Source organism: Lentzea sp. NPDC054927, assembly GCF_053610285.1.
The window spans coordinates 1-22,103 of the sequence record NZ_JBSGXZ010000035.1; the positions used below are offsets into that span (position 1 = coordinate 1).

Annotated in this window: 26 protein-coding genes; 15 read left to right on the plus strand and 11 right to left on the minus strand. The window is 68.6% G+C overall.

Translation table 11 applies throughout. The features are described from left to right. Positions 1-152: 152 nt before the first annotated feature. From pdxH to ACWGE0_RS33465, 6 genes are all read right to left on the minus strand, one after another. The gene (pdxH, locus tag ACWGE0_RS33440) at positions 153-809 is read right to left on the minus strand and encodes a pyridoxamine 5'-phosphate oxidase (protein ID WP_452264898.1); all 657 of its coding nucleotides are present in this window, start codon (positions 807-809) and stop codon (positions 153-155) included. A gap of 155 nt (positions 810-964) precedes the next feature. Next, on the minus strand, positions 965-1,666 hold the full coding sequence (locus tag ACWGE0_RS33445) for an urease accessory protein UreD (RefSeq protein ID WP_452264899.1): 702 nt from the start codon (positions 1,664-1,666) through the stop codon (positions 965-967). Positions 1,667-1,676: 10 nt separating this feature from the next. After that, the gene (gene ureG, locus ACWGE0_RS33450; RefSeq protein ID WP_319971795.1) at positions 1,677-2,312 is read right to left on the minus strand and encodes an urease accessory protein UreG; all 636 of its coding nucleotides are present in this window, start codon (positions 2,310-2,312) and stop codon (positions 1,677-1,679) included. Further along, positions 2,302-2,913, minus strand: a complete 612-nt coding sequence (locus ACWGE0_RS33455) for an urease accessory protein UreF (protein ID WP_319971818.1) — start codon at positions 2,911-2,913, stop codon at positions 2,302-2,304. Before ACWGE0_RS33455 ends, ureG begins: the two co-directional genes overlap by 11 nt. Next, positions 2,910-4,592: an urease subunit alpha gene (locus tag ACWGE0_RS33460; RefSeq protein WP_452264900.1), complete on the minus strand. Its 1,683-nt coding sequence runs from the start codon at positions 4,590-4,592 to the stop codon at positions 2,910-2,912. Before ACWGE0_RS33460 ends, ACWGE0_RS33455 begins: the two co-directional genes overlap by 4 nt. Beyond that, the gene (locus tag ACWGE0_RS33465; RefSeq protein ID WP_319971797.1) at positions 4,589-5,188 is read right to left on the minus strand and encodes an urease subunit gamma; all 600 of its coding nucleotides are present in this window, start codon (positions 5,186-5,188) and stop codon (positions 4,589-4,591) included. The genes ACWGE0_RS33460 and ACWGE0_RS33465 overlap by 4 nt, the downstream gene beginning before the upstream one ends. A gap of 144 nt (positions 5,189-5,332) precedes the next feature. Here ACWGE0_RS33465 and ACWGE0_RS33470 point away from each other — a divergent pair, with 144 nt between their 5' ends. The 5 genes from ACWGE0_RS33470 to serC all read left to right on the plus strand — a co-directional run bounded on the left by ACWGE0_RS33470 (position 5,333) and on the right by serC (position 9,867). Beyond that, positions 5,333-6,157: an ABC transporter ATP-binding protein gene (locus ACWGE0_RS33470; protein ID WP_452264901.1), complete on the plus strand. Its 825-nt coding sequence runs from the start codon at positions 5,333-5,335 to the stop codon at positions 6,155-6,157. Next, positions 6,154-6,969: an ABC transporter permease gene (locus ACWGE0_RS33475; RefSeq protein WP_452264902.1), complete on the plus strand. Its 816-nt coding sequence runs from the start codon at positions 6,154-6,156 to the stop codon at positions 6,967-6,969. The genes ACWGE0_RS33470 and ACWGE0_RS33475 overlap by 4 nt, the downstream gene beginning before the upstream one ends. Further along, positions 6,906-8,003, plus strand: coding sequence for a sensor histidine kinase (locus ACWGE0_RS33480; protein ID WP_452264903.1), 1,098 nt, complete (start codon positions 6,906-6,908; stop codon positions 8,001-8,003). The genes ACWGE0_RS33475 and ACWGE0_RS33480 overlap by 64 nt, the downstream gene beginning before the upstream one ends. Next, a complete protein-coding gene (locus tag ACWGE0_RS33485) occupies positions 8,000-8,602 on the plus strand; it encodes a response regulator transcription factor (RefSeq protein WP_452264904.1) in 603 nt (200 codons plus the stop codon). The genes ACWGE0_RS33480 and ACWGE0_RS33485 overlap by 4 nt, the downstream gene beginning before the upstream one ends. Positions 8,603-8,739: 137 nt before the next feature. Further along, positions 8,740-9,867 carry a phosphoserine transaminase gene (gene serC, locus ACWGE0_RS33490; RefSeq protein ID WP_452264905.1) on the plus strand — a complete coding sequence of 376 codons (1,128 nt, stop codon included), beginning with the start codon at positions 8,740-8,742 and terminating at the stop codon, positions 9,865-9,867. Positions 9,868-9,930: 63 nt separating this feature from the next. Here serC and ACWGE0_RS33495 read toward each other — a convergent pair whose 3' ends face one another. The 4 genes from ACWGE0_RS33495 to ACWGE0_RS33510 are packed head-to-tail and all read right to left on the minus strand — an operon-like array spanning position 9,931 to position 13,257. Further along, positions 9,931-11,043 (minus strand): ABC transporter permease, encoded by a 1,113-nt coding sequence (locus ACWGE0_RS33495; protein ID WP_452264990.1) that lies wholly within the window; start codon positions 11,041-11,043, stop codon positions 9,931-9,933. A gap of 29 nt (positions 11,044-11,072) precedes the next feature. Then, positions 11,073-11,723, minus strand: coding sequence for an ABC transporter ATP-binding protein (locus ACWGE0_RS33500; RefSeq protein WP_319971803.1), 651 nt, complete (start codon positions 11,721-11,723; stop codon positions 11,073-11,075). After that, on the minus strand, positions 11,720-12,760 hold the full coding sequence (locus tag ACWGE0_RS33505) for a peptidoglycan-binding protein (protein WP_452264906.1): 1,041 nt from the start codon (positions 12,758-12,760) through the stop codon (positions 11,720-11,722). The genes ACWGE0_RS33500 and ACWGE0_RS33505 overlap by 4 nt, the downstream gene beginning before the upstream one ends. A gap of 8 nt (positions 12,761-12,768) precedes the next feature. Beyond that, the gene (locus ACWGE0_RS33510; RefSeq protein ID WP_452264907.1) at positions 12,769-13,257 is read right to left on the minus strand and encodes a hypothetical protein; all 489 of its coding nucleotides are present in this window, start codon (positions 13,255-13,257) and stop codon (positions 12,769-12,771) included. An 89-nt stretch (positions 13,258-13,346) separates the two neighbouring features. On the opposite strand from ACWGE0_RS33510, the gene ACWGE0_RS33515 reads away from it, so the two are divergent. The 8 genes from ACWGE0_RS33515 (at position 13,347) to ACWGE0_RS33550 (ending at position 18,070) form a co-directional block, all read left to right on the plus strand. Next, entirely contained in the window at positions 13,347-14,006 is a 660-nt protein-coding gene (locus tag ACWGE0_RS33515) for a response regulator transcription factor (protein WP_452264908.1), read from the plus strand. After that, a complete protein-coding gene (locus ACWGE0_RS33520; RefSeq protein ID WP_452264909.1) occupies positions 14,003-15,145 on the plus strand; it encodes a sensor histidine kinase in 1,143 nt (380 codons plus the stop codon). The genes ACWGE0_RS33515 and ACWGE0_RS33520 overlap by 4 nt, the downstream gene beginning before the upstream one ends. 101 nt (positions 15,146-15,246) lie before the next feature. After that, positions 15,247-16,200, plus strand: a complete 954-nt coding sequence (gene sepH / locus ACWGE0_RS33525; protein ID WP_452264910.1) for a septation protein SepH — start codon at positions 15,247-15,249, stop codon at positions 16,198-16,200. Positions 16,201-16,273: 73 nt separating this feature from the next. Beyond that, positions 16,274-16,558 carry a hypothetical protein gene (locus tag ACWGE0_RS33530; RefSeq protein WP_452264911.1) on the plus strand — a complete coding sequence of 95 codons (285 nt, stop codon included), beginning with the start codon at positions 16,274-16,276 and terminating at the stop codon, positions 16,556-16,558. Between the two features lie 78 nt (positions 16,559-16,636). Continuing rightward, positions 16,637-17,032: a hypothetical protein gene (locus ACWGE0_RS33535; RefSeq protein ID WP_452264912.1), complete on the plus strand. Its 396-nt coding sequence runs from the start codon at positions 16,637-16,639 to the stop codon at positions 17,030-17,032. After that, positions 17,029-17,220 (plus strand): hypothetical protein, encoded by a 192-nt coding sequence (locus ACWGE0_RS33540; protein WP_452264913.1) that lies wholly within the window; start codon positions 17,029-17,031, stop codon positions 17,218-17,220. The genes ACWGE0_RS33535 and ACWGE0_RS33540 overlap by 4 nt, the downstream gene beginning before the upstream one ends. A 45-nt stretch (positions 17,221-17,265) precedes the next feature. Continuing rightward, positions 17,266-17,682 carry a hypothetical protein gene (locus ACWGE0_RS33545; RefSeq protein WP_452264914.1) on the plus strand — a complete coding sequence of 139 codons (417 nt, stop codon included), beginning with the start codon at positions 17,266-17,268 and terminating at the stop codon, positions 17,680-17,682. Further along, positions 17,648-18,070: a hypothetical protein gene (locus ACWGE0_RS33550; protein ID WP_452264915.1), complete on the plus strand. Its 423-nt coding sequence runs from the start codon at positions 17,648-17,650 to the stop codon at positions 18,068-18,070. The genes ACWGE0_RS33545 and ACWGE0_RS33550 overlap by 35 nt, the downstream gene beginning before the upstream one ends. A 4-nt stretch (positions 18,071-18,074) precedes the next feature. On the opposite strand, the gene ACWGE0_RS33555 is transcribed toward ACWGE0_RS33550, so the two are convergent. Then, positions 18,075-18,299: a hypothetical protein gene (locus tag ACWGE0_RS33555; RefSeq protein ID WP_452264916.1), complete on the minus strand. Its 225-nt coding sequence runs from the start codon at positions 18,297-18,299 to the stop codon at positions 18,075-18,077. A gap of 157 nt (positions 18,300-18,456) precedes the next feature. Here ACWGE0_RS33555 and ACWGE0_RS33560 point away from each other — a divergent pair, with 157 nt between their 5' ends. Together ACWGE0_RS33560 and ACWGE0_RS33565 are read left to right on the plus strand one after the other, a co-directional pair. Continuing rightward, complete coding sequence (locus tag ACWGE0_RS33560) at positions 18,457-20,208, plus strand: ABC transporter ATP-binding protein (protein ID WP_452264917.1); 1,752 nt, start codon at positions 18,457-18,459, stop codon at positions 20,206-20,208. After that, a complete protein-coding gene (locus ACWGE0_RS33565) occupies positions 20,205-22,022 on the plus strand; it encodes an ABC transporter ATP-binding protein (RefSeq protein ID WP_452264918.1) in 1,818 nt (605 codons plus the stop codon). Before ACWGE0_RS33560 ends, ACWGE0_RS33565 begins: the two co-directional genes overlap by 4 nt. Positions 22,023-22,103 lie beyond the last annotated feature (81 nt).

Genomic DNA, 22,103 nt, shown 5'->3' on the forward strand with positions numbered 1-22,103 from the left:
CGGCGGAGGACCCCCAGATCAGATTGGCGGGGGTCTGGGGGCGGAGCCCCCAGGAAACGCACGCAACAGGAACTCGCCACCCGCAAGGTGACCACAAGCAAAAGGGGCGCCTCCCGCCCACAGGAAACGCCCCATCCGCAAAGCCTCGAACCCTACGGAGCGACCCGCTCCAAGTTCCACCCATCCCGCCCCAGCCGGAACCGCAACCGGTCATGCATCCGATCCCGCCTCCCCTGCCAGAACTCAACCTCTTCCGGCCGAATCCGCCACCCACCCCAATGCGGCGGCACCGGAATCTTCTCCGTGTCCGCGAACTGCCGCTCGATCTTGTGCAGCGCCGAATCCAATGTGGACCGCCCAGTCACCACCCGCGACTGCGGCGAAGCCCAGGCCCCGATCTGCGACCCCCGAGGCCGCGAGTTCCAGTACTCAGCGGTCTCAACAGGCCCGACCTTCTCCACGACCCCACGCACGTGCGCCTGACGCTGCATCGCAAACCACGGGAACGTCGAAGACGCAAACCGAGTGGCCATCAGGTCATGAGACTTGTTCGACGTGTAGTTGGTGAAGAACACCACCCCACGCGCATCAAGCCCCTTGAGCAGCACGGTCCGCGACGAAGGCCGGCCCTTCGTGTCCGTCGTCGCGAGCACCATCGCGTTGGGCTCCGGCAGCCCGGCGTTCGTGGCCTCGTCCAGCCACAGCTGGAGCTGTTCGTGCCAGGTGGCGGCAAGCTCCGACTCGCTGAGCGAGCCCTGCTCGTACGACACGCGCATCGCCGGTAGTGCGATGTTCGTGGTCTCCGTCATCGGCGAACCTCCAAGCGGCGGCAGAACTCGTGGTCCCTGGACCCGCGACCATACGCACGGCGAACGGATCCCGAAACCGCCTGCGTGGTGATGGCCACCACCTGAACGGTGACTGTCCGTGCAAAGAACAGTTCTGGATCGAGTCCGTGATCGAATCAGATGCCATCGAGCACACGTGTGACGGTGACCACGTCATCACCCAGGGCGGTGACAACGCTTCCGCCCGCTGCCAACGGAACGACGCTCCACCACTCACCGCCACCCGTCCCGCGCGCGACCGCGTCCAGCATCAGCGACGTTCCGACGACCCGCTTGCCGGCGAGCCCCGCAGAAGACGAGTCGACCGACGCGTCTCCCACGGCCAGCTGCTGGTGCAACAACGGCCTGCCGCAACGAGTTGCCCGCACCGTCGAGGACAGCGCGCCGGCCTTCTCGCCCACGCGACCAAGCACCAGAACCTCACGCAAATGCAACTCTGCGTGACCGTCCAATTCGGCCTCCACCACGGCGGTGTGGCATGCCCGGCCGGTCACCACCGTCGGCTCCGGCAGGTACCGAACAGAGCCCTCCACCGAAAACCGCACCATCGACGAGGAGGACAACCCGGTCGGACCCGGCAGCATCAACGTCGCCGCCACGCCACGCAGATCAAGGGACGCACCAGGCCCGACCTCGACCGTCAGCTCCAACGAATCCCCACCGAGCGGAGACGTCACCGAACTGACCAGGTGCACCAACGCCACGGGCCCCACCCGCCGGGCAGGCACGAGCGTCAACGGCGCCTGAGACCGCAGGACCCGCACGACGCTGTTGCCGTGTGAGTCCAGCTCCACCACCAACCGCGCTGCGGCTTTCATCGAGGAGCCCTCACAGCTGGGCCAGCACCCACTTCGCGACCTCGGGCGCGTCCGGCGTCTCCACCAGCGACTGGGCGATGACGGGCAGCTCGCCGCGCATCCGGTGCGCGTCCGAGATCATCACGTCCATGTCCGCGCCCACGTACGGCGCCAGGTCGATCTTGTTGATCACCAGCAGGTCCGCCGTCGTGACGCCGGGACCGCCCTTGCGCGGCACCTTGTCCCCGCCGGCCACGTCGACCACGAAGATCTGCCGATCCACGAGCCCGCGCGAGAACACCGCCGTCAGGTTGTCCCCGCCGCTCTCGATGATCACCAGGTCGAGCCCGGAGAACCGGTGCTCCAGCCTCTCCACCGCATCCAGGTTCGCGGTGATGTCGTCGCGGATCGCGGTGTGCGGGCAACACCCCGTCTGCACCGCCTCGATCCGCGACGGGTCCAGCACGCCCGCGCGACGCAGGAAGTCCGCGTCCTCGGTCGTGTAGATGTCGTTGGTGACGACCGCCAGCTCCAGCTGCGACCCCAAAGCGCGGCACAACGCGGCCGTCAGCGCGGTCTTGCCACTGCCGACCGGCCCTCCGATGCCGATCCGCGGCGCGACACCGTGGTGGTGATCATGCGGGTCGGGCCCGTGGTTAGCTCCCAAAGAGACGCACCCCTTCACGTCGAACATGTGCCTCGGCCAGAAGATCCAAGGCAGGTGAACCGAGCGCGGGCAGTTCCTTGCACGCCCGCGCAGCGACGTCCTCCACCGGAAGCGCCGCCACGATCGCATTGACCCCGAACGGGTCGAGTCCCAGCAACCTCACGGCAGCCGACGCCGGTCCGCTGACGGCCAGGTAAGCACAGGTCAGCGCAGCCTCGAACGGCTCACCGACCAGCACCCCGATCACCAGCGGCTGGTGCGGAACAGCAGGCAACGCGGCCAGTCGCGCAGAAGGCCAGGCCCGCCGAGCCGCCCGCAACATGCCCCGCCCCTGCGCCCGCGAAGCCTCGCGCTGAGCCGGCGACGGCGTCCGCGCGTCCAGCTCCGCGTCCAGCACGTCCAGATCCTCACCACGAGCCGCCGCGGCCGCGAACCCGGCCGCCAGCAGCCCGGCCGTGAGCAAACGACCGTGCAGGAACGACTCCAGCGACGGCTCGTCGACGACCAACCCGCGCGCGGCAGCCTCTTCCAGGCCACCGGAGTGCACGTGTCCGCCACCGGGGAACCGGGAGTCGGCCAGGATCAGCGCGGTCAGCATCAGAACAGGAAGTACCGCTGGGCCATCGGCAGCTCGGCCACCGGTGACGGTTCCACCAGCGACCCGTCCACGTGCACGGCGAAGCTGTCCGGATCCACCCGCACGTCCGGCATCGCGTCGTTCAGCACCATGTCCGCCTTGGTGACCGAACGCGTCGACGACACCGGCAGCACCCGCCGCGCGTACCGATCCCCGATCCCGGCCTCGATCGCCTCGGGCGCAACGAAGAACACCGAAGAAGCAGCCCCGGCCGTGGCGCCGAACATCGGCCGCGCCCACACCGGCTGCGGCGTCGGGATCGACGCGTTGGCGTCACCCATCTGACCCCACGCGATGAACCCGCCCTTAAGCACCACCGACGGTCGCACGCCGAAGAACTTCGGCTCCCACAACACCAGATCGGCGAGCTTGCCGACCTCGACCGACCCGACCTCGGACGCGATGCCGTGCGCCACCGCGGGGTTGATCGTGTACTTCGCGACGTACCGCTGAGCCCGCAGGTTCGAGTCCATCGACCGGCGCGACGACATCACGTGCGCGGTCTGCCAGGTCCGGATGATCACCTCGCCGACCCGCCCCATCGCCTGTGAGTCGGACGAGATCATCGAGATCGCGCCCAGGTCGTGCAGCAGGTCCTCGGCCGCGATCGTGGTCGGCCGGATGCGCGACTCCGCGAACGCGAGGTCCTCCGGCACCGACGGGTTGAGGTGGTGGCACACCATCAGCATGTCGAGGTGTTCTTCGAGCGTGTTGACGGTGTGCGGGCGCGTCGGGTTCGTCGACGACGGCAGCACGTTCGGCAGCGAGACCACCCGGATGATGTCCGGTGCGTGCCCGCCGCCGGCGCCCTCCGAGTGGTAGGCGTTGATCGACCGGCCGGCGATGGCGTCCACTGTGGACTCCAGGAACCCGGCCTCGTTCAACGTGTCCGTGTGGATCGCGACCTGCACGCCGGACTCGTCCGCCACCCGCAGGCACGCGTCGATCGCGGCGGGTGTGGTGCCCCAGTCCTCGTGCAGTTTGAACCCGCCGGCGCCACCCACGAGCTGCTCGCGCAACCCCTCGAGCGACACCGTGTTCCCCTTGCCCAGCAACAGGACGTTGACCGGCATGTGGTCCATCGACGTCAGCATCCGGTCGAGGTACCAGGCGCCGGGCGTGACCGTGGTGGCCTTCGTGCCCTCCGCCGGACCGGTACCGCCACCGATCAACGTCGTCAGCCCGGACGCCAGCGCCTCGTCCACGATCTGCGGGCAGATGAAGTGCACGTGGCAGTCGATGCCGCCCGCGGTCAGGATCTTCCCGTTGCCGGACAGGATCTCCGTCGACGGACCGATCACCAGGTCGGGATGGACGCCGTCCATCGTGTCCGGGTTGCCCGCCTTGCCGATCGCGACGATCCGGCCGTCCCGCACGCCGACGTCTGCCTTGACGACACCCCAGTGGTCGAGGATCACCGCACCGGTGATGACCAGGTCGGGGGCACCCTCGGCACGGGTCGCGACGCCTTGGCCCATCGACTCGCGGATCACCTTGCCGCCGCCGAAGATCACCTCGTCGCCCGAGCCGGCACCGCGTGAACGGTCCTCGGTGACCTCGATGAACAGGTCGGTGTCGGCGAGCCGGATCCGGTCGCCGACGGTCGGCCCGAGCAGTTCGGCATAACGCTCGCGGTCGATCATCGCTGCAACCCCCGGACGATCCTCAAACCTGCCAACGGAACCAGCGTGACCTCGCGCTCGACACCCGGTTCGAACCGCGTCGCGGTGCCCGCGGGGATGTCCAGGCGGTACCCGAAGGCCGCCTCCCGGTCGAACTCCAGGCCCGTGTTTACCGACGCGAAGTGGAAGTGCGATCCGACCTGAACAGGCCGGTCAGCGGCGTTGACCACGGTCATCGTCACGCGCGGCCGGCCGGGGTTGAGCTCGACCGGTTCCGACCCGACGATCACCTCGCCCGGCGCCGGACCGGCGGAAGGCGCGATCGGGTGGTGCACCGTGACGAGCTTGGTGCCGTCCGGGAACGTCGCCTCCGCCTGCACCGAGTCGATCATCTCCGGCACCCCGCGCATGACCTGCTCCGGCGCGAGCACCGTGCGGCCGCTCTCCATCAGCTCGCTGACCGTGCGGCCGTCCCGCGCGCCCTCCAGCACGTGGTCGGTGATCAACGCGACGGCCTCTGGGTAGTTGAGGAGCACGCCGCGTTCCAACCGGCGGCGGGCCACGTCGGCGGCGACGTGCACGAGGAGCTTGTCGCGTTCATGCGGCGTGAGATGCACGCAGCCGTTCTAACACGCGAAACCGCCATATCGAGGAGTGGAAACACGGCCGAAACACGGTCGCGTGTCCACCGACCGGTTGACAACCGGAGTCAGCGGTGCGGTCGTCCCGCCGAACCCCCTCGTCAACGCAGGATTTACCCCATGAACGCGATCCGAGTGAGGGGCCTCCAGAAGGCCTACAAGGGCCACCAGGCGGTGGCAGGGGTGGACCTCGACGTCGCACGAGGCGAGGTGTTCGCGGTCCTCGGCCCGAACGGCGCCGGCAAGACCACCAGCGTCGAGATCCTGGAGGGGCACCGCGACCGCGACGCAGGTGAGGTCAGCGTGCTGGGCGTCGACCCGGCCAAGGACACCAGGGAATGGCGCTCGAAGCTCGGCATCGTGCTGCAGAGCGCGACGGACGCCGCGACGTTGACGGTCCGCGAGGCCGTCCAGCACTACGCCAGGTACTACGGCGACCCGCGTGACCCGGACGAGGTCATCGAGCTCGTCGGGCTCACCGCGAAGGCCAAGTCCCGCGGCGGCACGTTGTCCGGTGGTCAGCGGCGCCGGCTCGACGTGGCGCTCGGCATCATCGGCCGCCCCGAGCTCGTGTTCCTGGACGAGCCGACCACCGGTTTCGACCCGGAGGCCCGCCGCCAGTTCTGGGGCCTGATCAAGTCGCTGGCCGCCGAGGGCACCACGATCCTGCTGACCACGCACTACCTGGACGAGGCCGAGGCGCTCGCCGACCGCGTCGCCGTGCTCGCCGGCGGCCGGATCGTCGCCGAGGGCACGCCGCAGACGCTCGGCGGCCGTGCGCACGCCGACGCGACCGTGCGCTGGATGTCCGACCGCGGCTACACGGAGATCAAGACCTCCGAGCCCACCAAGGCCATCGCCGAGCTGTCCCGCAACGGCGAGCTCGCCGAACTCACCGTCACCCGCCCGTCGCTGGAAGACGTCTACCTGGAGCTGATCAAATGACCACCGCGGCCACCACCAAGACGGCTGCTCTGCCCGGAACCCTGTCGCTCGGTCTCTCGAGGGGTGCGACCGAGCTGCGGGAGTTCTTCCGGCAGAAGGAAAACCTCATCTTCACGGTGTCGCTGCCCGCGATCCTGATGCTGCTGCTCGGCACCGTCTACGTGCACGAGGTCGCACAGGGCCAGATGTTCGCGGCCAGCATGATCGGTGCCGGCATCATCTCGACGTCGTTCGTCGGACTCGGCATGAGCGTGGTGGCGGACCGAGAGGACGGCACGCTCAAGCGCCTGCGCGGCACGCCGATGCCGTTCACGTCCTACTTCATCGGCAAGATCATCCTGGTCTTCGTGTCGAGCCTGTTCGAGGCCGTGCTGCTGATGATCGTCGCGATGCTGCGGTTCGACGTAGAACTGCCGTCGACCGCAGGGAAGTGGTTCACGTTCGGCTGGGTGTTCGTGCTCGGCGTCATCTCGTGCTCGCTGATCGGCGTCGCGCTCAGCTCGATCGCGAAGTCCACCAGGAACGCGGCGGGCGTGCTGAACCTGCCCTACATCGTGTTGCAGTTCCTCTCGGGTGTTTTCATCAGCCAGGCGGTGCTGCCGGAGTCCCTGCGCGTAACGGGTTCGCTCTTCCCGCTCAAGTGGGTGTGCCAGGGTTTCCGCTCGGTGTTCGCACTGAACGACGGCTACGCGGTCATGGAGGCGGCGGGATCATGGGAGCTCGGCAAGATCGCGCTGGTGCTGGGAGCGTGGACGATCGGCGGCCTGGTGCTGGTGGCGCGGACGTTCCGCTGGAGCAACACCGCCAGCTGATCACCTGGTACGTGCTCTTCGCGGTCACCCAGGCAACCACGCTCGTGCTCGTCCTGATCGACAACAACACCCTCGCCGACCGCCTGACGGCGGCGGGGTTGTTGTGCTTGAACGGCGTGTGGTTCCTGTTCTTCGGCAGGAGGCTGGTCGTCCGCGGAGACGACGACTGGCACGGGTTCGTCTACGCGGCGGGCTCGCTCGCCACGTTCGCCCCGGCGGTCTGGTTCAGCGGCAACGCCACCTTCGCCCTGTTCGGCCTGGTCCCGCAGATCTACATGGTGCTGCCGATCGCGTGGGCGTTCTTCCCGATGGTGTTGTTCGTGTTCACCCCGCAGATCCTCACGTGGGTCGCGGGTGCCGTGCCCGCGCTGCCGTGGCCGGCCGCGCTGCTGATCATCTGCTTCTCCCAGGCGTTCGGGTGGGCGGTCAGCCGGATCGCGACGCAGAACCAGCAGCGCGGTGAGCTGCTGGAACGCATCGAGGCGCTGACCATCGAGGCCGAACGGGCGCGGTGGTCGGCGGACATCCACGACACGCTGGCGCAGGGCTTCACGTCGATCATCACGCTGCTGCAGGGCGCGCAGCCGAACGTCGAGCTGGCGCTGCAGACCGCACGGGAGAACCTCCGCGAGGCCAGGGCTCTGGTGGCGTCCAACGCACCGTCGCCTTTGGACGGTTCGACGCTGGAGGACGCGTTGCGGCGGCTGGTTTCCGGGGCTGCGCTGCCGTCGACGTTCCGGGTGATCGGCGACCCGGTCGGACTGCAGACCTCGGCCGAGGTGGTGCTGCTGCGGACCGTTCAGGAGGCGCTGCACAACGTGGCACGGCACTCCGGGGCGTCGCGGGTCGACGTGGTGATGAGATTCGACGAAGACAGCGTGTCGCTGGAGGTGCGCGACGACGGGCGCGGGTTCGGCGACGCGCCGGAGGGATTCGGTCTGCGGGGCATGCGTGCCCGGCTGGAACAGGTGGGTGGCACGCTGTCGCTGTCTTCCGATGATGGCGCGTCCGTACTGGTGGAGGTACCGCTGTGATCAGGATTCTGCTGGTGGACGACCATCCGGTGGTGCGTCAGGGCTTGAAGGGCATGCTCGTCGCGGACGATCTCGAAGTCGTCGGTGACGCGGGGTCGGGGCAGGAGGCCATCGCGCAGGCCGCGCTGCTGAAGCCGGACGTCGTGCTGATGGACCTGCGGATGCCCGAAATGGACGGTGTAGCCGCGACCGCGAAGATCGTCGGAACCGGCCCGCGCGTGCTGGTGCTCACCACGTACGAGACCGATTCGGACATTCTTCGCGCGGTCGAGGCCGGCGCGTCCGGCTATCTGCTGAAGGACTCGACCACCGAGGACCTCATCGCGGCGATCCGGGCGGCGGCGCGGGGCGAGACCGTGCTGGCGCCGTCGATGGTCGCGAAGGTCGTCGGGCAGGTGCGCACACCGCCGCTGTCCGCCCGCGAGGCCGAGGTGTTGCGGCTGGTCGCGAAGGGTATGTCGAACGTCGAGATCGGACGGACGCTGTTCATCTCGGAGGCGACCGTCAAGACTCACCTGCTGAGGGTGTTCAACAAGCTGGGAGTGTCGGACCGCACCGCGGCGGTCACGACGGCGATGGATCGCGGCATGCTGCGGTGACGCTCTTCGGGACCTGTTCTCCGTGACCCAGGACACCCGGCTGACATCTCCCGGCCACCCTCCTGCAACACTGTGAACTCCGGCAACGGCGCCGGTCAGGTCCCTGAAGCTCGTCAATCGCCCCGGAGGCGTGACCCATGACCCAGACCGCCGATCCGACCTCGTTGGTGCTTCCCGCCGAGCTCAAGCCGTCCGACGGCCGCTTCGGCTGCGGACCGTCCAAGGTGCGCCCCGAGGCCGTCGCGGCCCTCGCGTCCGAAGGTGCGGCGCTGCTCGGCACGTCGCACCGGCAGAAGCCCGTCAAGAACCTCGTCGGCCGCGTCCGCTCCGGACTGCGCGAGCTGTTCCAGCTCCCCGACGGCTACGAGGTCGTGCTCGGCAACGGCGGCACCACGGCGTTCTGGGACGCGGCGTCGTTCGGACTGGTCCGCGAGACCGCGCAGCACTTCACCAACGGCGAGTTCTCCTCCAAGTTCGCGAAGGTCACGCAGACCGCGCCGTTCCTGAAGGACTCGCTGGTCACCAAGGCCGAGCCGGGCACCGCGCCGGAGCTCTTCTACGCCGAGGGCGCCGACCTGGTCGGCTGGGCGCAGAACGAGACCTCGACCGGTGTGGCCATGCCCGTCACCCGCATCGAGGGTTCCGGCGACGCGCTCATCGCGATCGACGCCACGTCCGGTGCCGGTGGCCTGCCGGTCAAGGCCGAGGACTTCGACGTCTACTACTTCGCGCCGCAGAAGTCGTTCGCCTCGGACGGCGGCCTGTGGCTCGCGCTGATGTCGCCGGCCGCTTTGGCTCGCGTCGAGGAGCTCAAGGACCGCTGGGTGCCGGAGTTCCTGTCGCTGCCGACCGCGCTCGACAACTCCACCAAGGACCAGACGTACAACACGCCGTCGGTCGCCACGCTCTTCCTGCTGGCGCACCAGATCGACTGGATCAACGGCAACGGTGGCCTCGACTGGTCCGTCGCGCGCACGAAGGACTCCTCGGACCGCCTGTACGGCTGGGCCGAGAAGACGGCCTACACCACGCCGTACGTCGAGAAGGCCGCTGACCGTTCGCAGGTCGTCGGCACGATCAACTTCACCGACGAGGTGGACGCGGCCGTCGTGGCGAAGGTGCTGCGCGCCAACGGGATCGTCGACGTCGAGCCGTACCGCAAGCTCGGCAAGAACCAGCTGCGGGTCGCAATGTTCCCGGCCGTGGAGCCGAACGACATCACGATCCTCACGCAGGCCATCGACTGGGTCGTCGGCCAGCTCTGATCGTTTTTGCACAGCAGCAACCTGGGGTGCACCGACTCGATTGCCGGTGCACCCCAGGGCTTTTCAGGCGAGTGCTTCCGTGGGCGACTGACGTGCCGCCCGCACCGCGGGATAGACGCCGGCGATGGCGCCGATGAGGATCGCCGACCCCACTCCCCCGAGCAGGGCTGGCCACGGCAGTGCCGCCGGCCACTGCTGACTGATCGAATATCCGGCCGTGACCGCGATTCCCACGATCACGCCGACCAGCCCGCCGAGGCCCGACAACAACACCGACTCGGTGAGGAACTGCCACCGGATCTGCCGCCGGGTCGCCCCGAGCGCCCGCCGCAGACCGATCTCCCTCCGGCGTTCCAGCACCGAGATCACCATCGTGTTCGCCACGCCGACGCCACCCACCAACAACGCGACTCCGCCCAAACCCAGGAACAGCGCGTTGTAGGAACTCTCCGCCAGCTGCTGAGCTTCCAGCGCCTCGGACGGCCGCGACACCTTGACCTCGTTGGACTTCTGCGGGTTCAGCGTCGGCCCGAGCAGGTTGCGGACGTTCTCGACCTCAGACTCGGACGTGCGCACGTAGACCGTGTTGGCGTTGCCCTCGAAGCCGAACGCCTCCTTGGCCGCCTCCCAGCCGACCAGCGCGGACCTGTCGATCTCCGGCGAGAGCGGCAACGGCCCGAGGATGCCGACCACGGTGAACCACTGACCGTCGATCCACAGCTGCACACCGGGCTTCTCGATCCCCAGGCGCGAGGCAGCGGTGCCCCCGAGCACCACCGACTTCTCGCCCGGCGACAGCCACCGGCCCTCGCGGACCTCGGCGTTGAGCACCTTCAGCAGGTCCTTCTCCGCCGCCTGCACCTGCAACCCGAGCGTGTCGCTCGTCGGCACGAGGTCGTTCTTGCGCACGCTCGCGGAGATCTTCCCGGTCGCGCTGGCCGCCGACACCGCGCCGATCCGCTTGGCCATCGGCACCGCGGTCTCCGGCAGCTTCGCGTCCTGGCCGAAGAAGTCCTGGCCGGGCGCGGCGGTCAGGAGGTTGGTGCCCAGCTTGGACATCTTCTCCTTCAACGCGGAGGCGCTGGACGCGGGAATGCCGACGACCGCTACGACCGCGGCGATGCCGATCGCGATGCCCAGTGCGGAGAGGACGGCGCGGATCGGCCGGGTCCGCATGCCGAAGAACCCAAGACGCAGCAGGTCGATCACACGATCACTCCGTCCCGCACCTCGACGCGGCGCGGCGCCCACGCCGCGATGTCCCGGTCGTGCGTGATCAGCACGATCGTGGTGCCGTCGGAGTTGAGACTCTCCAACAGCTCCAGCACCCCGGCGCCGTTCTGCGTGTCCAGGTTCCCGGTCGGCTCGTCGGCCAGCAGGATCCCCGGCGTGTTCACCACGGCCCGGGCGATCGCGACCCGCTGACGTTCACCACCGGACAGCTCGTGCGGCTTGTGCAGCGCCCGGTTGATCAGGCCGACTCTGTCCAAAGCGGACATCGCCATGGAGCGCCTCTTCGAGCGCGGGACGCCGGCGTAGACGAGTCCGGAGGCCACGTTCTCGATCGCGGACAGTCCGTCGGTGAGGAAGAACTGCTGGAACACGAACCCGATCGTGCGTGCCCGCAGGGCCGACAAAGCGTTGTCCGACAGGGTGGAGATGTCGTTGCCGTCGATCTCGACCGTGCCTGTCGTGGGCTTGTCGAGCGTGCCCATCAGGTGCAGCAGCGTCGACTTCCCCGAGCCCGACGGTCCCACGATCGCGAGCATCTCCCCGCCCCCGACGGTCAGGGAGACGTCGCGCAACGCCTGCACACCACCGGGGTACGTCCGGCTCGCGTGGTCGACGGTGATCACTCCGTGGTCACCACCTTCATGCCTTCGCGCAGGCCGTCGCCCTGCACCTCGACCTGGCCCTTGGCGAAGATGCCCACGGTGACCGGGATGGTCTTGCCGTCGTCGGTCACCAGGCCGTAGCCGCCCTCGTTCAACGCGAGCAGCGCGCCGATCGGGACCGCGAGCACGTTCTGCTTCTTGGCCACCGTGAACAGCGCAGTGACGTTGGCGGTGTCGAGTCCTTCCGCGGCCTTGGGATCGTCGACGGCGATCGTCAGCACGATCTTCGGCTTCTGCCCCTGGTTCGCGTCGCCGGGAGTGCGGCTGATGCCGGTGATGGTGCCGGTGGTGGGCTTGCCGCCGGTGATCGAGAGTTCGACCTTCTCGCCCTGCTTGGCGAGGCGCTGCTTGGCCTGCTCCAGTTCGACGGTCACCGCGCGTTCGGTGCCGGTGACCTTCATCAGGTCGCCGCCGGCGGGTGCGCCGAGCTGGCCGGTCAGCGCCGACACGCGGATCGCGCCGGGCTGGACGATCACGTCACCGGAGCCGAGTTTCCCGGTCTGCTCCAGGCCGAGCGCCTTCTGCCACTTCTTCAGCGCGGAGGCCGTGTACGAGGTGAACTTCTCGTCGGGGGTGCCGAAGTCCTTGAACCCCAGTGCGGCGAGGTTCTCCTCCACCACCTTGACGTCGGGTCCGTTCGACATGCCCGCTTCGAGATCGCGGTAGAGCGGCATCGCGCTGTAGAACAGCGGCACTGGCTTGGCGTCCGACCAGAACACCGGTTTGCCCTGGTCGATGACATCGCCCTGTTTCGGCAGGCCGGTGATGGTGCCACTTTTCCGGCTGGCCAGCGCTCGTTCCGCGCCGAAGCCGAGCTGGCCGGTCACCGACTGCTGGTCCGCGAGGTTCGTCTTCTTGACCGGGGTGGTCTTCGCCGGGTCGTTCTGCAGCGGTGCGGCGTTGGCCTGGTTGGACGCGATTCTCGTGAGCACCACGACCGAACCGGTGCCGAGCACCACCGCGGCGACGAGCGCGGCGATGAGGATCTTCCTGTTCACCTGGCGCTTCATCCGACGGGCCTCGCCGCGATCATGCCCTCACCGAGGCCGCAGTCCTTCATGTCCTGCTTGACCTTGTCGTCTTCCATGTCCGGCATCTGCCTGGCCTCGGCCATGCCGCCGCCCTCGAACTTCGGGTCCGGCCAGTCGTGTCCCTTGTCCCGCATGCACTTCGCCTGCTGGCGCATCTTGTCCTGCTCCTCCGGCGACGGCGGCTTGAACTCGCCGCCGTTGGGCAGGTGCTTCTTGCAGGCCTCGTGGGCGGTCTTCATCTTCTCCTCGTCGAGGGGAGCACCGTCCTCTCCGCCCTGGATCGTGATGCCCATGCCGTCCTCGCTCGTCTGCGGGTCCGGCATGTCGACACCGTTCTCCCGCATGCACTGGGCGAACTTGACCATGTCGCCCTTCTCGTCCTTCTGAGCGGCCGGCTGCTCTTTCGACCCGCAGGCGGTGAGCGCCAGGAGCAGACCCAGCACCAACGCGATGGTGGATTTCATGGCGACAGGTCTACGGAGGACGTCATTCGACGGCGCTAAGCGAAAGCCTTTATCCGGCGCTTATCCGCTGTTCGCGGAAGATAGGTGTCATGCGTGTGCTGGTGGTCGAGGACGAACAGCTGCTCGCGGACACGATCGCCGAGGGGCTGCGGAGGTTCTCGATGGCGGTGGACGTCTGCTACGACGGTGAAGCGGCGCTGGAACGGGTGGGGGTGCACGCGTACGACGTCGTGGTGCTCGACCGCGACCTGCCGCTCGTGCACGGTGACGACGTGTGCAAGGCCGTGCACGCGACGGGCGGCGAGGCGCGGGTGCTGATGCTGACGGCGGCGGCCGAAGTGGACGATCGGGTCGCCGGGCTCGGGCTCGGCGCCGACGACTACCTGACCAAGCCGTTCGCGTTCGCCGAACTGGTGGCACGGGTGCAGGCGCTGGGCCGCCGGGCGCGACCGGCCTTGCCGCCGGTGCTGATGCGGGCGGGCGTGACGCTGGACCTGCCGCGCCACCAGGCGTCGCGCGACGGGACGTTCCTGCCGCTCTCACCGAAGGAGTTCGCCGTGCTGGAGGTGCTGATGCGGGCGGAGGGCAACGTGGTGAGTCCCGAGGAACTGCTGGAGAAGGCCTGGGACGAGCACGCCGACCCGTTCACCAACGCCGTGCGGGTGGCGGTGATGACGCTGCGCCGCAAGCTGGGGGCGCCGCAGGTCATCGAGACCGTGCCCGGCGCCGGCTACCGGTTCGGCTCGTGAAGCTGCGGACCAGGCTGACGGCCTGGTACGCCGGGGTGTTCCTGATCGCGGGCATCGCGCTGATCGCGCTCAACTACTGGCTGCTCGCCGAGTGGACACCAAGCGACGGCGTGGCGATGGCCCGGACGGTGCCGGCGGAGCTGATGGACCCGTACACCGGGTACACGGCGGTCGAAGCGGGGCAGCTGCCGACCGACACCGCGGTGTTCACCGGCGAGCAGATCAAAGCGAGCACGATGAACACGGTCCTGTGGCAGTCGATCATCGCGTTGCTGGTGGCCGCGGTGATCGCCGTCTGGCTCGGCTGGGTGGTGGCCGGACGGGTGCTGGCGCCGTTGCACTCGATCACCACGACCGCACACCGGCTGGAGGCCGAACGCTTGGATCGGCGGATCGAGCTGGACGGGCCGCCGGACGAGCTGAAGGAGCTCGCGGACACCTTCGACGGGATGCTCGACCGGCTCGCGTCGTCGTTCGACAGCCAGAAGCGGTTCGTCGCGAACGCCTCGCACGAGTTGCGCACGCCGTTGGCCGTGCAACGGACGTTGATCGAGGTCGCGATGGCAGCCCCGAACGTGACCGACGAGACCCGCCGTCTCGGAGCGCATCTGCTCGACACGAACGAGCGCAGCGAAAAGCTCATCGACGGGCTGTTGCTGCTCGCTCGCAGTGATCGCGGGCTCGCCACGCGTGAGCTGGTGTGGCTGGACGAGGTGATCGACGACGAAGTGGAGTCGTGCGCGGCGCTGGCGGCGGAGAAAAAAGTCACGTTTGCAGTTCAGACGCGCAGGTATCTGGTGGACGGTGATCCGGTCCTACTTGCCCAGCTCGTCGGCAACCTGTTGCGCAACGCCGTGCTCTACAACAAGCCGGGCGGCTCCGTGTCGGTCCGGCTTGATCAAGAACTGATCGTCACCAACACCGGTCCCACCGTGCCTGCCCAGGCAGTACCCGGATTGTTCGAGCCGTTCCGCCGGCTCCGCGACCGCACCGGGACCGCCGGATCGGGCCTCGGCCTGTCGATCGTCCAGTCCGTCGCGAAGGCCCATCAGGGTTCGGCGAAGGCTCGCCCGAACGGGGGAGGCGGGCTGGTGGTCCAGGTGAACCTTCCGGAAACGGGAGTGCGACAGGCCTCGTGAACTGGCAAGATCACGTAGAGATATCGGCGAGTCTCCCACCCATGGACGGCTCGTTGTCCTAACGTTGTCTGCTGGCGAGGTGCAAATTCAGGGAGGCCACGATGCGAGCGCTGCGAGTCATCGGGCTCGACGAGGACGGCAAGTCCGTCATCCTCGAGGACCCCGAAAACCGCGGCGAGCGCTTCACGCTCCCCGCTGACGAGCGCCTCCGGGCGGCCCTGCGCGGTGATCTGGCACGTCTCGGCCAGATGCAGATCGAGTCGGGCGAGGCCCTCATGCGGCCGCGCGAGATCCAGGCCCGCATCCGCGCCGGTGAGTCCATCGAGCAGGTCGCGGCTGCCGCCGGCATGCCGACGCACCGCATCGAGCGCTTCGCCTACCCCGTGCTGCTGGAGCGTTCGCGCACGGCAGACCTGGCCCAGCGCGCGCACCCGGTCCGTGAGGACGGCCCGGACGTGCAGACGCTCGGTGAGGTCGTCGCGCACTCGTTCGGGCTGCGCGGACACGACCTGTCCGACACCAAGTGGGACGCGTGGCGCGGTGACGACAACCGCTGGATCGTGCAGCTGCACTGGATGACCGGGCGCTCGGAGAACCGCGCGCACTGGGCGTTCCACCCCGGTGCGCAGGGCGGCACGGTCACGGCGCTGGACGACGTCGCGGTCGACCTGATGGACCCGAACCCGAACCGGACTCTGCGCACGGTGCGGCCGGTGACGCAGCTGGCGCGGCAGGCCCTGGAGGCGACTCCGGTGCTTCCGGCCGTTCCGGTCGCGGAAGAGCCCGTACCCGTGCCGGTGCAGGCAACTGCGCCAGCTCCCACGCCCGCCCCGGCGCCGGCCCCCGCTCCGGTGGTGGCCGAGAAGCCGGTTCAGGAGAAGCTGCCTGAGCCGGAGCCCGCGCCTGCCCCTCCCGCACCACCGGTGAAGAAGGAGCAGGAGCCCGCGGCGGAGAAGCCGGTGCGCAAGGACCCTCCTCCGAAGCGGGGGAAGAAGAACCACCCCATCGTTCCATCGTGGGAGGACGTTTTACTGGGCGTGCGGTCGAACCGCTGATTGACGCGCAGTGGGACGCCGTCTCGCGCTGGCTGCCGGAGTGGGTGCACTCCTCGGGCTTGCCTGGTGGGGAATGTTCGAGCTCATCGCCTCGGGCGCGGTCTGCTCGAAAGACGACTGGGGCTGCCTCGGCGCCTTCGTGATGGCCGTACCGGTCTTCGCGGTGGCGGGGGCGGTTCTCGGTTGGCTCGCACTACGTTCGCTGAGCGTGTCGCGGGCGGGGCTGGTGGCCCTGCCCGCGACCCTCATGGCAGTGGTCGCGATGGTGTTGTTGCTCGGGAGGCCGTATCTCGGCTTCGTGGTGTTCGCCTTGCTGTACGTGTTGATCGCCGTTCTCACGGCTCCGCGTTCGCAGTGAAGATTTCGCAGTGAAGATCTTGTAGAGGGTTTGTGCAGATCGGCCTTGTTCGCGGCTTGATCAGATAGTTCTTTGCGCATGGTGTTGCGCACGGTCGTGGGGGCCGTTGTCGGAGCGGTGGTCGGTGCCGGATTCCTGCTGAGCTTGGACGTGCTTCCGTCCCGCTGTGACGGGCTTCCCGGCGGACCGGGCTGCGTCGTGGTGATGGGGATGGCGTTGCCGGTGCTCTTCGCGTTCTGGATGTTCGTCGCCGGTGCGCTGTTGTGGGCGGGGTTGCGCAAGGAACGCAGCTGGCAGGCCACCGGGATCGGTGGCGGGCTGTGGCTCGTGCTGATCGTCGCGGCTGTCCTCGTCGAGGACTTCTACCTGGACCTCCTGCAGGAGGACGGGCGTCAGTTCCGGTTGGCAGCGGCCGTGATCGTGCCGTGCTTCGCCTACGCCGTGGCTGCTCTGAGCACGAGGAGCAAGACGTGACGTACGAGTTGGCCTTCCCGAAATGCCCTACGAAGGGCGAGGCGTGCGAGCTGTGGCCGGACCCGATGACGTTCCTGCTGCAGGCCGCCGGCTGGGTGATCGGCGTGGGGCTCGTCGTCACCCTGGTCGTGTACATGATGGTCAACCTGAGGAAGAGCAGGCGCGGTAGTCAGGGGCCGGTCGAGTAGTTCTCCTCATGGCGAGGTCACCGGCGACTCGCCATGATCGGTCGCATGAGGGCGGTCACGGCGGCGTTGACGGGCGCGGTGTGCGGGGCCGGGTGGTTCGCGTCGATCGAACCGGCCGGCAACCTCCCGTGCCGGGAGAGCGGGCTGGGGTGCGCGCTGTTCGCGGTGCTGATCCTGATCCCGGCGCTGGTGGTCGTCTGGGGACTCGTGGGGTGGGGGTTGCTGCGGCTGGGCCGGTTCTCCCCCGCCTGGCCGACGGCCGTCGCGGGGACGGCGGCTGCGGTGGCGTTGCTGCTGCTCAGTTCGTTCCTGCTCAGGTTCATGCAGGTCCAACTGCCGGAGGAAAGCGGAATCGTTGTGGTCGCGCTCGCCGGAGCCGGTGGCTATGCCTTGGCTGCCAAGGTGACCGCTGGTTACGGTGGGCGGCGTGACCGAACAGAGCACCGCGGGCAGGACGGGTAGGGCAGGCCGCCGGCTGCTGTTCCGGGTGGTCCTGTCGATGGCCGTCGGGGCAGGGCTGGTGCTCGGGTGGACGTGGGCGTACGAGTCGGGCTTCCTGAAGTCGTGGCTCGACAGCACGTCGATGTCGACGTTCCTGCTGCTCGTGCTGATCGGGTTACCGCTCGCGCTGGTGTCGTCGCTGGTGCTGGCCGGGCCGATCCTGTGGATCTTCGGCGTGCGGCCGGTGTGGCCGATCATCCTGCTCGGCCCGATCCTGCTGGGGATCGGGCTCTACTTCCGGGTGCACGAACCCGTCATCGGGTGGTTCTCGAACAGGCACCACTCCGAGGCGTTGCTCGCGGCGGTCGCCTACGGGCTGGTGGGCCTGTTCACCTTCAAGAAGTCGTAGGCCGTCAAGAATTCGTGGGCACGTCGTCCAGCAGATGCAGGTCCCAGCCCTCGCGCTCACACCAGTCCTCCGCCTCCTCACGCGAGACGAACATCGCGTGCCGCGGCCTCGGGCCGGCCAGGTGGTCCCAGCCGTCGGGTGCCAGCACGTAGTTCGCTCCTTCGTGTGAAGCGATGAGCCGTCCGTGTGGAAACGCCATCGTCTGCTCGGTTCGCAGATACCGCGTCATGGTGGTCATCGTGCCCTTGACCTCGACCTAAGTCGAGACAGCAGGCTCCGGTGGGGAGAAAAACCGGATGCTGACTGTCGGTCGTTCTTCGTAGTTTGGAGACGACCTGGAGGGGGCTCACCGCGTGAGCGATCAACGTAACTCGACAATCCGGACCTTGCGGAGGTTGTGGCCGTACGTGCGGCCGCATCGCGCACGGATGGCTGTCGTGATGTCGGCGACGATGCTCGCGATGCTGTGCGGTCTCGGCATCCCGCTGCTCACCCAGCGCATCGTCGACGGTCCGATCCAGAACAAGGAGACCGCGCTCCTGCCGTGGCTGATCCTGGGCGTGCTGGTGCTCGGGCTCAGCGAAGCAGGCCTGTTCTACATCCGGCGCAAGCTCGTCGCCAAGCCCGCCGCCGAGGTCGAGGCGCAGATGCGGCTCGACCTGTACCAGCGCCTTCAGCGGCTGCCGGTGGCGTTCCACGACCGGTGGCAGTCCGGCCAGCTGCTGTCCCGTGCGACGAACGACCTCACGACCGTGCGGCGGTTCGTCGCGTTCGCGATCATCTTCCTGATCGTGAACACCGTGGTCGTGCTGATCGGGCTGGGCATCATCGCGGCGCTCTCACCGTGGCTGGTGATCGTGTCGTTGTGCGGCGCACTGCCGTTGATGGTCATCTCGTACTTCTTCGAGTCGAAGTTCAAGGTCGTCGCGCGCCGGGCTCAGGACCAGTCCGGCGACCTGACCACCACGGTCGAGGAGTCGGTGCTCGGCATCCGGGTGCTCAAGGCGTTCGGGCGTGGGCCGGAGCTGTCGAAGCGGTTCCTGGCGCAGGCGCGGGAGCTGCGGGCCACCGAGCTGAACAAGGTCTCGATCCTGGCCGCGCTGTGGTCGGTGCTGATCGTGCTGCCGGAGCTGTCGATCGCGGGCATGCTCGGCGTCGGCGCGCTCGGCATCGTGAACGGCTGGATGACGGTCGGCACGCTGGTCGCGGCCGTCGCGGTGAGCGCGTACCTGCGCTGGCCGATCGACTCCATCGGCTGGTTGCTGGCGGAGACGAACCAGACCGCCTCGGCGCTGGAACGCTACTGGGAGGTCATCGACTCTCCCGTGACGATCACCAGTCCCGCCACGCCCGCGCCGCTGCCGACCCCGCTGCGCGGGCACGTCCGGTTCGAGGGCGTGCGGTTCGCGTTCGACGACGGCCGCGAGGTGCTGTCGGGCGTGGACCTCGACCTGCGGCCGGGCGAGACCGTGGCACTGGTCGGCGCGACCGGTTCCGGCAAGACGACCCTGACCGCGCTGGTGCCGCGGCTCGCGGACGTCACCGGTGGCCGGATCACGATCGACGGCGTCGACGTGCGGGACCTCTCGCTGGAGGACCTGCGGCGGGTGGTCGGCACGGCGTTCGAGGAACCCGTGCTGTTCTCCGCGTCGGTGACCGAGAACGTCGGGCTGGGCGTGCCGGACGTGACCGAGAAAGCGGTGCGCGAGGCGTTGCGGGTGGCCAAGGCCGAGGAGTTCGTAGAGGCGCTGCCGTGGGGTCTCGCGACCCGCATCGGCGAGCAGGGCCTGTCGCTGTCCGGTGGTCAGCGGCAACGGCTGGCGCTGGCCCGCGCGGTCGTCGGCAGGCCGTCCGTGCTGGTGCTGGACGACCCGCTGTCGGCGCTGGACGTGCACACCGAGGCCGAGGTGGAAGGGGCGCTGCGCCGGGTGCTGAGCGACGCCACGGCGTTGGTCGTGGCACACCGGTCGTCGACGGTCCAGCTCGCCGACCGCGTCGCGATGCTGGTCGACGGCAAGATCGCCGCGATCGGCTCGCACCGGAAGTTGTTGGAGACCAACGAGGAATACCGGCGCCTTCTGTCCAGCATGGACAGTGAGGAGATCGGCGAGATCGTGGAAGAGGAGGTGGCGTCGTGAGTGAAGAGGAGTGGCGCGGCGTCGCCGCGGAGGAGATCGACGAGATCTCGCACTCGACGGGCCTGCGTCTGCAGGCTCGGTCCCGCAAGCTTCTGGGCTCGTTGCTGCGCCCGCACATCGGCCGCGCGTCCCTGGCGGTCGCCGCGGTGATCGGTGGCAACCTCGCGAACCTCGCGGGCCCGCTGCTGATCGCCGCCGCGATCGACCGGGGCATCCCGGCGGCGATGGGCGGCGGCCTGTCGATCCTGGTGTGGTGCGTGGCCGGGTACGCGGTCTGCGCGGTGCTGACGACGTTCCTGCGCTGGGCGTTCCTGAGGGTCTCCGGCCGCGTGGGCCAGGACCTGGTCCTGGACCTGCGCGGGCGGATCTTCCGGCACTCGCAGCGGTTGTCCGTCGGGTTCCACGAGTCCTACACGTCCGGCAAGGTCATCTCCCGGCTGACCAGCGACGTCGACGCGTTGCAGGACCTGCTGGAAGAGGGCCTGGACAGCCTGTTCAACGCGGCCCTGTCGGTGGCGGGCATCGCGATCATCCTGCTCTGGATGGACGCGCCGCTGGCGTCCGTCGTGGTCGTGGGCTTCCTGCCGCTGTACTTCATCTGGCGCTGGTTCCGCCGCCGCTCGATGGAGGCCTACCGAGGCACGCGTGGAGCCATCGCGAAGATCATCATCCAGTTCGTCGAGTCCATGAACGGCATCCGCGCGGTGCAGGCGTTCCGCCGCCAGCCCCGCAACGAGCAGATCATGACGGGCTTCAACGCCCAGTTCCGCGACGCGAACACCGACGCCCTGGGCGTGATGGCCACGTTCGTCGCCACGATCCGCGTGATCGGCAACGTGTCCCTGGCCGTCGTCCTGGCCTGGGGCGCCTACCGAGTCGCGGGCGGCTCCCTCGAACTGGGCGTGCTGGCGGCGTTCATGCTGTACTTGCGCCGCTTCTACGACCCGTTCGACGAGCTGGCGATGTTCGCGAACTCCTACTCCTCCGCCACGGCCGCGCTGGAGAAGATCTCCGGCATCCTGGAGGAGGAGCCGTCGGTGCCGGAACCCACCAAGCCCGTGGCTCTGCCGCACGCGCGAGGTGCCATCCGCTTCACCGACGTCGAGTTCCGCTACCCCGGCACTACCCGGCAGGTGCTTCCTCGATTTTCTTTGGACGTGCCGGCGGGCCAGACCGTGGCCCTGGTCGGCGCGACCGGTGCCGGCAAGACCACCGTGGCCAAACTGGTGGGCAGGTTCTACGACCCGTCCGCCGGCACCGTCCTGCTGGACGGCGTGGACCTGCGTTCGGTGGCGGACACGGACCTGCGCCGAGCCGTGACGATGGTGACCCAGGAGAACTTCCTGTTCTCCGGCTCAGTAGCGGACAACATCGCCCTGGGCCGCCCGTCAGCATCCCGCTCCGACATCGAGGCCGCAGCCGCCGAACTGGGAGCGCACGAGTTCATCGCCGCACTCCCCGACGGCTACGACACGGACGTCCGCAAACGAGGCGGCCGCCTCTCCGCGGGCCAACGCCAGATGGTCGCCTTCGCCCGCGCCTTCCTGGCCGACCCCGCGGTACTGGTCCTGGATGAGGCAACATCATCACTGGACGTACCCACCGAACGCGCCGTGCAGGCCGCCCTGGAAACAGTGCTGGCCGACCGGACGGCGTTCATCATCGCCCACCGCCTGTCGACGGTCCTGATCGCAGACCGCGTACTGGTGCTGGATGGTGGCATTGTGGTGGAAGACGGCTCCCCAGAGGAGCTGATCGGTGAGCGGGGCCGTTTCGCGGCCTTGCACACGGCCTGGCGCGACTCGCTCGCCTAGGCCTGTGGTGGCGGGGGGGGGGCGGGGGGGGTGTGGCGGCCGCGCCAGCCCCGACCCCCCCCCGCCCGCCCCCCAGCCGGG